Annotated in this window: 9 protein-coding genes and 2 tRNA genes; 9 read left to right on the plus strand and 2 right to left on the minus strand. The window is 65.9% G+C overall.

The features are described from left to right. The first annotated feature begins 42 nt into the window (after window positions 1-42). From ACOMD9_RS04060 to ACOMD9_RS04085, 6 genes are all read left to right on the plus strand, one after another. Complete coding sequence (locus ACOMD9_RS04060; RefSeq protein ID WP_421412267.1) at window positions 43-1,908, plus strand: DEAD/DEAH box helicase family protein; 1,866 nt, start codon at window positions 43-45, stop codon at window positions 1,906-1,908. Window positions 1,909-1,983: 75 nt separating this feature from the next. Continuing rightward, window positions 1,984-2,919: a segregation and condensation protein A gene (locus ACOMD9_RS04065; protein ID WP_421412268.1), complete on the plus strand. Its 936-nt coding sequence runs from the start codon at window positions 1,984-1,986 to the stop codon at window positions 2,917-2,919. Continuing rightward, entirely contained in the window at window positions 2,916-3,767 is an 852-nt protein-coding gene (gene scpB, locus ACOMD9_RS04070) for an SMC-Scp complex subunit ScpB (protein ID WP_421412269.1), read from the plus strand. The genes ACOMD9_RS04065 and scpB overlap by 4 nt, the downstream gene beginning before the upstream one ends. After that, window positions 3,767-4,624, plus strand: coding sequence for a 23S rRNA pseudouridine(2605) synthase RluB (rluB, locus tag ACOMD9_RS04075; protein WP_421412270.1), 858 nt, complete (start codon window positions 3,767-3,769; stop codon window positions 4,622-4,624). Before scpB ends, rluB begins: the two co-directional genes overlap by 1 nt. 78 nt (window positions 4,625-4,702) lie before the next feature. After that, window positions 4,703-4,778: transfer RNA gene (locus ACOMD9_RS04080), tRNA-Lys, on the plus strand. Window positions 4,779-4,808: 30 nt separating this feature from the next. Next, a tRNA-Lys gene (locus ACOMD9_RS04085) sits at window positions 4,809-4,884 on the plus strand. Between the two features lie 73 nt (window positions 4,885-4,957). Here ACOMD9_RS04085 and ACOMD9_RS04090 read toward each other — a convergent pair. Next, window positions 4,958-6,289, minus strand: a complete 1,332-nt coding sequence (locus ACOMD9_RS04090; RefSeq protein ID WP_421412271.1) for a peptidoglycan-binding domain-containing protein — start codon at window positions 6,287-6,289, stop codon at window positions 4,958-4,960. Window positions 6,290-6,665: 376 nt separating this feature from the next. Further along, window positions 6,666-7,766: a diguanylate cyclase domain-containing protein gene (locus ACOMD9_RS04095; RefSeq protein ID WP_421412272.1), complete on the minus strand. Its 1,101-nt coding sequence runs from the start codon at window positions 7,764-7,766 to the stop codon at window positions 6,666-6,668. A 335-nt stretch (window positions 7,767-8,101) separates the two neighbouring features. On the opposite strand from ACOMD9_RS04095, the gene ACOMD9_RS04100 reads away from it, so the two are divergent. The 3 genes from ACOMD9_RS04100 (at window position 8,102) to nadA (ending at window position 11,487) form a co-directional block, all read left to right on the plus strand. Beyond that, window positions 8,102-8,884, plus strand: coding sequence for a Crp/Fnr family transcriptional regulator (locus ACOMD9_RS04100; RefSeq protein ID WP_421412273.1), 783 nt, complete (start codon window positions 8,102-8,104; stop codon window positions 8,882-8,884). Window positions 8,885-9,097: 213 nt separating this feature from the next. Beyond that, complete coding sequence (locus ACOMD9_RS04105) at window positions 9,098-9,820, plus strand: Crp/Fnr family transcriptional regulator (protein ID WP_421412274.1); 723 nt, start codon at window positions 9,098-9,100, stop codon at window positions 9,818-9,820. A gap of 638 nt (window positions 9,821-10,458) precedes the next feature. Then, window positions 10,459-11,487, plus strand: coding sequence for a quinolinate synthase NadA (gene nadA / locus ACOMD9_RS04110; RefSeq protein ID WP_421412275.1), 1,029 nt, complete (start codon window positions 10,459-10,461; stop codon window positions 11,485-11,487). Window positions 11,488-11,640 lie beyond the last annotated feature (153 nt).

Raw genomic sequence — 11,640 nt, forward strand, 5'->3', positions numbered from 1 at the left:
GCGGGTAAGATGGCGGCGTTCCGTCGCCACTGCGGTCTGCCCATGCCCGTCGCGCCCGTCCCCGTGCCCCCATCGCTGCGCCCCTACCAACGGGAGGCGGTCAGCCGGGTGGTCGAGCACTTCCGCGCCGCGGACGACCCGGCGGTGGTGGTACTGCCCACCGGCAGCGGCAAGTCGCTGGTGATCGCCGAGCTGGCGCGGCTGGCGCGGGGACGCGTGCTGGTGCTGGCCCATGTGCGGGAACTGGTGGAGCAGAACCACGCCAAGTACCTCGATTACGGGCTCGAGGCCGATATCTTCAGTGCCGGGCTCGGCCGCAAGGAGGCGGCCCGCCAGGTGGTCTTCGGCTCGGTGCAGTCGGTGGTGCGTAACCTCGGGAACTTCGACGACGGCAACTTCACCCTGCTGGTGATCGACGAGTGCCACCGGGTCTCCCTGGACGAGGACGCGAGCTACCGCCGGGTGATCGATCATCTGCGTGCGGCCAACCCGCGCCTCAAGGTGCTGGGGCTGACCGCCACCCCCTACCGGCTGGGGCAGGGCTTCATCTATCATCGCCACCATCACGGCATGGTGCGCGGCGATGCCGGCTGCTTCTTCCGCGACTGCGTCTTCGAGCAGCCGCTGCGGCTGATGGTCAGGCAGGGCTACCTCGCCGAGCCGCGGCGCATCGATGCCGCGGTGGAGCGTTACGACTTCTCTGCGCTCGCCCCCTCCTCGAGCGGACGCTTCCGCGAGGAGGAGCTCAACCGGGTGGCGGCGGGTAATCGCGCCACCCCGGGGATCATCGCCGAGGTCGTCGAGCGCGCCCGGGAGCGCCGGGGGGTGATGTTGTTCGCCGCCACCGTGGCCCACGCCGAGGAGATCCTCGGCTACCTGCCCGCCGGGGAGGCGGCGCTGGTCACCGGCGAGACCCCCTCCGCCGAGCGCGAGCGGCTCATCCGTGCCTTCAAGGCCCGGGAGCTCAAGTACCTGGTCAACGTGGCGGTGCTGACCACCGGCTTCGATGCCCCCCACGTGGACCTGATCGCCATCCTGCGTCCCACCGAGTCGGTGAGCCTCTACCAGCAGATCGTCGGCCGCGGCCTGCGCCTCTCGCCGGGCAAGCGCGACTGCCTGATCCTCGACTACGCCGGCAACCCCTGGGACCTCTACGCCCCCGAGGTGGGCAGCCCCAGGCCCGCCGGTGACACCGAGCCGGTGCAGGTCGAGTGCCCGGCCTGCGGCCATGCCAACCTCTTCTGGGGGCGGCGCGACGGGGAGCTCGTCATCGAGCACTTCGGCCGCCGCTGCCAGGGGCTGGTTCTTTCCAGTCGCGCCCGACCCCGCGCGAAAAGCGTAAATTCAACCGCCGACTATCGCGACCCGACCCGCACGCAAGGCGCTGGGCCAAAACCACCAACGACGGCGATGGAGCAATGTTCGTTTCGCTTTCGCTTCAAGGTGTGTGGCGACTGCGGCGCCGAGAACGATATCGCCGCCCGTCGCTGCCACGGCTGCCAGACGCTTTTGGTCGACGCCGACGACAAGCTGAAGGAAGCGCTGCGCCTGCGCGACGCCCGGGTGCTGCGCGTTTCCGGCATGCAGCTGGAGGCCACCCTCAACGGCCGGGGGCTACCGCGCCTCAAGGTGACCTACCATGACGAGGATGGCGCGACGCTGTCGGAGTGGTTCGCCCTGGAGACACCGGCCCAGCGCGGCGCCTTCGCCGCGGCCTTCCTGCGTGACCACCTGCGCGCACCGGGCGTGCCCTTCCGTCCCGCCACCCCCGAGGAGGTCATTGCCGAGCAGCGTCGCCTGCGCGCCCCGGACTTCGTGGTGGGGCGCCGGGTGGGCCGCCACTGGCAGGTGCGCGAGAAGCTGTTCGACTACACCGGGCGCCACAGGAAGGCGGCCGATGCCGGCTGAATTACCCCCGATGGCGAGGAGTTGGTAGACTGACGGATCGATCATCCGTCGATTCGTCGAGAGGCCAGGCCCCGCGTGAGCGAAACGTCCCAGACAGCAGCACCCCGGAGTGCCGTGCCACCGGCAGCCGAGCAGGCCGTGGCGCTGGGGCGGCTGTTCGACGAGCCGATCACCGAGCTGCCGGAGGACCTCTACATCCCGCCGGAGGCACTGCGGGTCTTCCTCGAGGCCTTCGAGGGGCCACTGGACCTGCTGCTCTACCTGATCCGTCGCCAGAACCTGGATATCCTGGCCATCGACGTGGCCGCCATCACCCGCCAGTACATCGAGTACGTGGAGCTGATGAAGGCCCTGGAGATCGAGCTGGCCGGGGAGTACCTGCTGATGGCGGCCATGCTGGCCGAGATCAAGTCGCGCACCCTGTTGCCGCGCCCGCCGAAGGAGGGCGGTGACGACGAGGAGGAGGACCCGCGCGCCGAGCTGATCCGCCGGCTGCAGGAGTACGAACAGCTCAAGAGTGCCGCCGAGGCGCTGGCCGAGCTGCCGCGACTGGGACGTGACTGGTTCCCGGCGCGGGCGGTGCTGCCGCCGCTGGAAGCCCGGGTGATCCACCCCGAGGTGGAACTCGACGAGTTGCTCGGGGCGCTCGCCGGCATCCTGCGTCGTGCCGAACTCAACCAGGCGCACCAGATCAGCCGCGAGGTGCTCTCGACGCGGGAGCGGATGCTCAGGATCATGGAGCGGCTGAATCACGAGCAGTTCACCCCGTTCGAGGCACTGTTCACCCTCGAGGAGGGGCGGGCTGGCGTGGTGGTGACCTTCATGGCGATCCTCGAGCTGGCCAAGGAGGCGATGATCGAGATCGTGCAGAATGCACCGCTCTCGCCGATCCACGTACGGGCTCGCCTGGAGGAGCAGGAGGCCTTCGAGGTGGAGGCCCTGGAGGAGGGCGGCGAGAGCCCCTTCGACGAGCGTCCCGCCACTGATCCGGAAGGGAGTGCCCCGGCATGACCGCCATGGAATTTCCCGACGCGCTGGACGAGATCCTCGAGGCGGCCCTGCTGGCGGCCGGGGAGCCGCTGGGGCTGGATCGCCTGGAGGGCCTGTTCGACGATCACGAGCGCCCGCCGCGACGCGCCCTGCGCGAGGCCCTGGAGCGGCTCGGGATCCGCCACGAGCGCGGTGCCATGGAGCTGATCGAGACCGCCTCGGGCTACCAGCTGCGCATCAGGCCGCGGCTCTCCTCCTGGGTGTCGCGGCTGTGGGACGAGCGCCCCCAGCGCTACTCCCGGGCGCTGCTCGAGACCCTGGCGCTGATCGCCTATCGCCAGCCGGTGACCCGTGGTGACATCGAGGAGGTGCGCGGGGTCACGGTGAGCGGCTCGATCATGCGCACCCTGCTCGAGCGTGGCTGGATCCGCGTGGTGGGGCATCGTGATGTCCCGGGGCGCCCGGCGGTCTATGCCACCACGCGCAGCTTCCTCGATGACTTCGGCCTGAAGACCCTCGACGAGCTGCCGCCGATGCACGAGCTCAAGACCTTCGACGAGCCGGCCTTCGAGGAGAGCGCGCCCCCGCCGCCCCAGGAGGCGCTGCTGGCCCAGGCCGATGCCCCCCTCGACGAGGGCGAGGGGGACGACGACACGAATCACGAGGGCCTCGAGGCGGGTGACATCGCCACAGGGGCCGTCGAGCCGACGGCCGGGATGGCCGACGATGACCACGCCGGGATGGCGTCCGAACGGGCAGGGCTGAGCTTCGCCGATCTGGAGGCCCGCCTGTCCGAACGTGCCCGCGGCCGCGTCGACGATGACGCTGCCCCGGGGGCGGAATCCACACCCAGTGAGACAGACGACTGATGAGCAACACCACCGAGAAACTGCAGAAGGTCCTGGCCCGCGCCGGGCTGGGCTCGCGTCGCGAGATGGAGGCCGCCATCGCCGATGGCCGGGTCAAGGTCAACGGCAAGGTGGCGACCCTGGGCGACCGTATCGAGATGCGCGACAGGGTCAGCTTCGACGAGCGCCCGGTGACCCTGCGCGGCGCCGAGGAAGTGCCGCGCCGGGTGATCATGTACAACAAGCCCGAGGGCGAGCTCTGCACTCGCAAGGACCCGGAAGGGCGCCGCACCGTCTTCGACCGCCTGCCGCGGCTCAAGGGCGAGCGCTGGATCGCCATCGGTCGTCTCGATATCAACACCAGCGGCCTGCTGCTGTTTACCACCGATGGCGAACTGGCCAACCGGCTGATGCATCCCTCTACCCAGGTGGAGCGCGAATACGCCGTGCGGGTCATGGGCGAGGTGAAGAAGGAGCAGATCGTGGCCATGGTCGAGGGCGTGATGCTCGACGATGGCCCGGCGCGCTTCACCGATGTCCAGGAGTTCGGCGGCGAGGGCATCAACACCTGGTTCCATGTGGTGATCATGGAGGGCCGCAACCGCGAGGTGCGTCGCCTGTGGGAGTCCCAGGGGCTCACCGTCAGCCGCCTCAAGCGGGTGCGCTACGGCAACATCTTCCTCGACAAGCGGGCCCGTGCCGGCGAGTGGACCGAGCTGACCCAGGACGAGGTCGACGACCTGGCCGCCCAGGCGGGGCTGGCACCGCGCAAGGTGCCGGAGCTGACGCCGGACGAGAAGAACCGCTGGAGCCGTGACAAGAACAAGCGTCGTCCGGTGCAGGCCATGCGCAAGCCGAAGGGGGGGCGCAGCCGCTGAGCGTGCTGCCTGCGACCAAAGGCAATAAAGCGCTTGCTTTCAGGCAGCTGGATCAGTAATATCTGCCCCCGTTCGGACGGGTCGTTAGCTCAGTTGGTAGAGCAGTTGGCTTTTAACCAATTGGTCGTAGGTTCGAATCCTACACGACCCACCATCCGAGCCTGTATGCTTGTCCGCAAGCACCGGGTCGTTAGCTCAGTTGGTAGAGCAGTTGGCTTTTAACCAATTGGTCGTAGGTTCGAATCCTACACGACCCACCAGATTGCCGACAAAGCCCCCTCGCTTCCAGAAAGCGAGGGGGCTTTGTCGTTATGGGATCCGCGGATTGATCCCCTAATGCTCCAGCCGTACCCGACGCAGGTTGTAATCGCCTCCATGATTCACCAGCGTGAAGCCCTGGAAGCCTTGGCGAAGACGCTGATCCTGTGCCTGCAGCACACGCCGGCCATCCATCCAGACTTGCATGTTCCCGCTCTCGTCGCGGGTCCAGCTCAGCATATGGAAGCGGCCATCCTCGAGGTCGAGCGCGCCCGCGGTGCTGGCGATCACCTCGCCCCCATCGGTCGTCATCCGTACCAGGCTGAGCCCGGGCCGCGAGCCCGGGTTGTAGACCAGGCGGTAGCCTCCGCCGGGCTGATTGCCCTGGAACAGCCCCACTTCCAGGCTGCCCGGTCGCTGGTGGGAGGCCAGTTCCAGCTCCAGTCTGAAGGCGTTGTCGACCGGTGCATGGACGAAAATTCGGGCCGCGTCCCCGAATTCGACCTCTGCCGCCTCCGGCGGTGCCGCGTCTGGCGTCAGCCCGCCCGCCTGTCCGAGGATCAACTGGAGCATCGCCAGGCCGATCTCCTCCGGTCGCTCCGGGCGGAGCGTCGTTGAGGCGGGGGTGGCCACCTGTGGCTTCTCAACGATGCTGCGCAACCCGCCATCATCGATTGCGAAGCGTCCGCTGAGCACGGTCCAGGGTGGGTTGCGCCGGAAATCACCGTCGCTGAAGGCGTCGTCCAGGGCGACCCGTCTTGCCGGTGTCGGCTCCGGCTCGGGTGGCGCCGTGGCCACCGGCTCCCGGCCCGTCTGCCGTAATCGAGCCAGCAGTGCCGTCGTCGGTTGACCATCCTGGGCCAGGCCCACCGTGCCCTGGTAATCGCGAATCGCATTACGGCTGCGAGTTCCCATCAGACCGTCCACCGGACCGGCCTCGTAGCCGAGTCGGTTGAGTTCGCGCTGGACTTCGGTCACCAGCTGTCGGTCCGACAGGGTCTCGACAGGTGGCGCTGGTTCGTGCGCTCTCCCCGACGATGTCGCCCTCGGCTGCCAGGCGCGGGCTGCCTGTTGGGCCTCGCTGATCTGTTGCGCGGTCATCCGCGCCGCCACTGCATCCCGCGCAGTGGCGGCATGGCGGTGGCCGCGAGCCGCGGCCAGGTTGTACCACTTGTGCGCCTCCACGAAGTCCTGGAGCGTCCCTTGGCCGGCCTCGTGCATCTGCCCCAGCATGTACTGGGCCTCGGCGTTGCCGATGGCGGCAAGCCGGTCGAACATCTGCAAGGCCGGGCGGTACTCCTGCCGCTCGTAGGTCTGCAGGGCGTCGGTGTAGCCGTCATCGGCACTGGTCAGCGCGATGTGACCGAACAGAAAGAGCAGGAACACGAATCCTTTGAGGATGATCACGGGGCATCTCCAGTGAACGGGGCGGCATCTTCGGCCTGCAGCCTCCCGGCTTCACCGTGCTGCCTTGCCACTCGACTCTCTCGTCGCTTGTCTCAACGAAGACCGAGAACGGAAAGAACCACCAGCACGATGACGACTGCGCCGACGATATAGACGATATTGTTCATGAAGCTTTCCTCTGCGGCGCATTATCCTGTTTCAGGATGCTGCGGGATGGTTCGTGTCATGATGGCGTCGCAGTCCGTGCGACGCGTGGCGCAACTCCCTGTACCGGCTGTTCCCTTGCCACACCCATGTTGAGGCTATGCCAACGGCGCCCCCCCGTCTGTGCGCTGGCGTACATGGCCATCCTGATGCCTGGTGGAACGCTCTTCGGCTAGAAGTCGAAAAAGAGTTGCGACGGCCGGAGGGAGCGATCCAGACCTGGTTCGAGCCGCCTTCGTTGAATGAGCAGGGTATTCATCCCGGCCGTGAAGCACTGATGCCCATTTCGGCCATTTCGCTTGGTGTGGTACATGGCCGTGTCGGCGTTGTGCATGAGGGTATCGGCATCGTCGGCATCATCCGGGTAGAGACTGATGCCGATGCTGAGCGTGATGAGGAGTTCATGACCATGGATACGATACGGTCTGCCCAGGACGGCAAGTAGTTTTTCCGCGACCCTGGTGGCATCCTCAGGCTTCATGATCTCGGCGAGCAGGATCACGAATTCGTCGCCACCCTGACGGCAGACGGTGTCGATGTCGCGCATGCAGTCCTGAAGGCGACTCGCAACCGCCTGGAGCAGACTGTCCCCCAGAGCATGGCCGAACGAATCATTGATGGGCTTGAAGGCGTCAAGGTCAAGATAGAGCAGGGCGACCAGGTGTCGGTGTCGTCGGGCCAGGCCAATGGCCCGGGAAAGCCGTTCCGTCAGCAGGGCACGATTGGGCAGGCCGGTGAGCGCATCATGCTGCGCCAGATAGGCCATCCTCGCCAGCATGACCTGTGAGCGAGTGGCGTCGTGGAACACGATCACGGCGCCGGTGACTCGACCTTCCCGGTCACGGGTGGGCGCCGCTGAATCCTCGATCTCGAGCTTGCTGCCATCCTGTCGGACGAGCACACCATCCAGGGCGAGGCCTACCGTTCTGTTCTCCTCGATGGCCCGCTGCCCAGGGGGAATGCTCGTTTGCTGTGTCTTGCCATCGACGCGATGGAACACTCGGGAAAGTGGCTTGCCGATCGCCTCCGGTTCCGACCAGCCTGTCAGGGTCTCAGCCACTCGGTTCATGTAGGTGACCGTACCGTGAAGATCGATGGTCAGGACGGCATCGCTGATTGTGTCGAGAGCCACCCGAGCCCATGCCGTCTCGGCATCCACGGCCGCTGCGACTTCCCGTCTCGAGGCGTGGATCTGGGGGTGTCCTTGCCGTACCGGTTCCTCTGCGCGTAAGGAGGATGAAGGCAGCGGCGTCCAGGCGGTGCCCTGGTGCATCGAGTCATCCTTCATGCACTCGGCCTGGCAACGCGCCTTACCCATGGGCCGCACGCCCAAGGGAGAGGCAAGAGCGGTGTGGCCCGGTGCGGCGCTGGAGACCATGAGACAAGAGACGTCATCATCCGAAACGTGGGCACTACCATGAGCTGGTTTCCTGTTCCGCCTGCGTGTGAGCCCCGGCAGGACGGCATTGCCTGACCCGAGCCTTGGGGCTTGGCCGGTATCCAGCGAGCGTAGTGGCGTGACGGAGTCGCTTCCGTGCGCTAGCGTACACAGCATGTGCTGCGGTTCCTGCGCCTGAGTCGGCGGGTGGGGGAGAACAGCGAGAACCATTGGACGAGTCCACTTTTCGTACCCTGTACGGGGGTGGCTTGCCTGAAGCGGGAGTGTCCGTCATGGCCTTGCAACATGACCCTCGTCAGAATCACTTGCTGGCGGTCCTGCCGAGGGATGAATACCAGCGCCTGGCGCCTCACCTCGAACGGGTCGAGCTGAAGCTGGGGGATTCGCTGGTCGAGTCGGGAAAGGTGATGCATCATGTCTATTTTCCGACGGATTCCATTGTCTCGCTACTGTGCGTCATGGAGGATGGTGATTCGACAGAAATTGCCGTCGTCGGCGCCGAGGGTATCGTCGGCATCTCGCTGTTCATGGGCGGTGAAACCACGCCGAGCCGTGCCATCGTGCAGAGTGCCGGCAGTGCCTATCGCCTCAAGGGGCAGCTGCTGAAGGACGAATTCGATCGCGCGTCGACCCTTCAGCACCTATTGTTGCGTTACACCCAGGCCCTGATCACCCAGATGGCGCAGACGGCGGTATGCAACCGGCATCACAGCCTGGATCAGCAGCTGTGTCGCTGGCTGTTGCTGAGCCTCGACCGCCTGCCGACCAACGAGCTGGTCATGACCCAGGAACTGATCGCCAATATGCTTGGCGTTCGTCGCGAGGGCGTCACCGAGTCGGCCGGCAAGCTGCAGAGGGCCGGCCTGATTGCCTACCATCGCGGGCATATCAGCATCCTCGACAGGCCTGGCCTGGAAGCGCGGGTCTGTGAATGCTATGCGGTCGTCAAGAAGGAGTATCAACGACTGCTGGGCGATCATCACGAGTCGTGAACGAGGCACATCCTTGCTGCATCCCCCTCGCTTGAGGAGGCGAGGCTTTCCGGTGATATGTATCCTGCCGTACAGATGGACCATCGATGCCATGCTAATTTGAAACCTTGCTGCGCGAGGAGCGCTGCCCGTTTCCTGTCTAGCAGCGGACATCGATTTTTCATGGCTATTTTCCATGTGACGATTCCAGTTATCTCGAGCAGGAGCGTGCGCATGGGACTCGTTGATTTTGGCCCCGCCGGCAATCGGCTTCTCGACAGCTTGCCGCGCCAGGACAAGGTACATCTCCTCAACGGCTGCGAGGTCGTCGACCTGGTGTTCGGTGAGGTGCTCGCCGAGCCAGGCGGACCGATCTCGCATGTCTATTTTCCCCTCATGAGCTTCATTTCCCTGATTGCCAATCTGAGTGACGGGGACCGGCTGGAAGTGGCAATGATCGGCAGTGAAGGCATGTACGGGATGCCCTTGATCCTGGGGGTCGAAGAGTCGCCCTGGCACGCCCTGGTGCAGGGCGCCGGGCCGGCACTGCGCATGCCGGCGGCTGTCTTTGGCCGTCACCTGGAGCAGAGCCCCGCGCTTCAGGCGCTGCTGAGGCGCTATCTCTATGTGCTGATACACCAGCTGTCCCGGGTGGCGGCATGTACCCACTTTCATCAGGTCGAGGCCCGTCTGGCTCGCTGGCTGTTGATGACCCAGGATCGTGCGCACTCGGATCAGCTGCATCTCACCCACGAGTTCCTGGCCATGATGCTGGGGGTGCGTCGTGCCGGCATCACCCTGGCCGCCATGGCACTGCAGACGCGCCGGTTGATCCGCTATCACCGTGGAAATATCACGGTGCTGGACCGGCCCGGTCTGATCGAGGCCGCTTGTGGCTGCTATGCCTCCGATCAATGCATCTACCGTCAGGTCATCATCGAAGGGGAGGCACCATGAAATCGGCTGGTGCGCCCTGGGAAGGGTGCGCCAGCCGGGACGTCATGACGGCATCTTGGGGGCGAGCGCATTGATATCCTGGCTCATCGGGTCATCGTCGCCTCCGGCAGAGCGCCTCTCTGGCTCGCCGAGTGCCTCTTCGGGGGGCGTCTCGCGTGGTGCTTCGGGCAAGCGTTGCGGCTTGAAGGGATAGCCGTGCTGTTGTTCGCCTGGCGCGCGGTCGGGCAGGCGCGTGAATGTCTTGAATGCAGTCGTGGGAGGGGGGCTGTGCTGGATGGGGGATGGCATGGCGACCTCGTGTCACTGTCCGGCCTTCACGATGTCGTGAAGCATCGGTAGCACGACTATGGCGGAACGGCAGGCCGCCGTCGGTGCGCTAGCACACGAACGCCACCGAAACCGCCGGGAACCTCGAGTGCCCTTGACCCTGCCGGGCGGAGCCCCCACATCATGTGCATGACCCTTTTCTGGCTGGGACTGGTAAACATGCCACCGTTTTGGTCTAGAATAGGGGCTCGGGTCGACCACGGCGAGAGACGCAAGGGTTGGCCCCAGGCGCATCGTCCGCGCGGAGCGCGCGAGCCGAGATGCACCCGATCATGCAGGGGGAGCCCCTGCCAGTCACAGTGGTAGACACGATGACGATCATGACTTCCCGTGCCGATCTGCGTGAGCAGCTCGCACGCACCTACTGCCCCACCCGCATTCCCGTCGAGGACGAGGCACGCATCGAGGAGATCAAGCGTCTGCTCGAGGCCAACAATGCCGTCCTGGTGGCGCACTACTATACCGACGATGCCATACAGCAGCTGGCCGAGGAGACCGGCGGCTGCGTGGCCGACTCCCTGGAGATGGCCCGCTTCGGCGCCCGCCACGAGGCCGATACCCTGGTGGTGGCCGGCGTTCGCTTCATGGGCGAGACCGCCAAGATCCTCTCCCCGGAGAAGCGCGTGCTGATGCCGACGCTCGAGGCGACCTGTTCCCTGGACCTGGGCTGTCCGGCCGACGAGTTCAGCGCCTTCTGCGACCAGCATCCCGATCGTACCGTGGTGGTCTATGCCAACACCTCGGCGGCGGTGAAGGCGCGCGCCGACTGGGTGGTGACCTCGTCGATCGCCGTGGAGGTGATCGAGCACCTCCAGGCCCGTGGCGAGAAGATTCTCTGGGCGCCGGACAAGCACCTGGGCGGCTACATCCAGAAGAAGACCGGCGCCGACATGCTGCTGTGGGACGGCGCCTGCATCGTCCACGAGGAGTTCAAGGCCAAGGGCGTCGAGGACCTCAAGGCCCTCTATCCGGAGGCGGCGGTGTTGGTGCACCCGGAGTCACCGGCCACGGTGATCGATCTGGCCGACGTGGCGGGCTCCACCTCGCAGCTGATCAAGGCCGCGAAGGAGCTGCCCAACGACAAGCTGATCGTGGCCACCGACCGCGGCATCTTCTTCAAGATGCAGCAGGCGGTCCCGGACAAGACCCTGTTCGAGGCGCCCACCGCCGGCAACGGCGCGACCTGCAAGAGCTGCGCCCACTGCCCCTGGATGGCGATGAACGCCCTGGACAACCTGGCCGGCGCCCTGCGCCACGGCAGCGGCGAGATCTTCGTCGACGACGCGCTGCGTACCGCTGCGCTCAAGCCGCTGGAGCGGATGCTCAACTTCCAGCGCTAGGCTTCGCCTAGCGCTGGAGCTGGAAGAGCGCCCGCTTCGCGGGCTTGAGCTTGAAGCTGGAAGAAAAACCCTTGACGCCAGGGCTGGTGGCAACATGCTGATTTCCAGCTTCCAGCTTCCAGCTTCCAGCTTCCAGCTTCCAGCTTCCAGCTT

The organism is Halomonas terrestris (assembly GCF_049166755.1).
Lineage (GTDB): Bacteria > Pseudomonadota > Gammaproteobacteria > Pseudomonadales > Halomonadaceae > Halomonas.

What these genes read in the sequence shown, in the direction of transcription:
- ACOMD9_RS04060 (WP_421412267.1), top strand. Translation starts at nt 43, where the DNA reads ATGCCCGTCGCGCCCGTCCCCGTGCCCCCATCGCTGCGCCCCTACCAA.
- scpB (WP_421412269.1), top strand. Translation starts at nt 2,916, where the DNA reads ATGACCGCCATGGAATTTCCCGACGCGCTGGACGAGATCCTCGAGGCG.
- rluB (WP_421412270.1), top strand. Translation starts at nt 3,767, where the DNA reads ATGAGCAACACCACCGAGAAACTGCAGAAGGTCCTGGCCCGCGCCGGG.
- ACOMD9_RS04095 (WP_421412272.1), bottom strand. Translation starts at nt 7,766, where the DNA reads ATGCACCAGGGCACCGCCTGGACGCCGCTGCCTTCATCCTCCTTACGC.
- ACOMD9_RS04105 (WP_421412274.1), top strand. Translation starts at nt 9,098, where the DNA reads ATGGGACTCGTTGATTTTGGCCCCGCCGGCAATCGGCTTCTCGACAGC.
- nadA (WP_421412275.1), top strand. Translation starts at nt 10,459, where the DNA reads ATGACGATCATGACTTCCCGTGCCGATCTGCGTGAGCAGCTCGCACGC.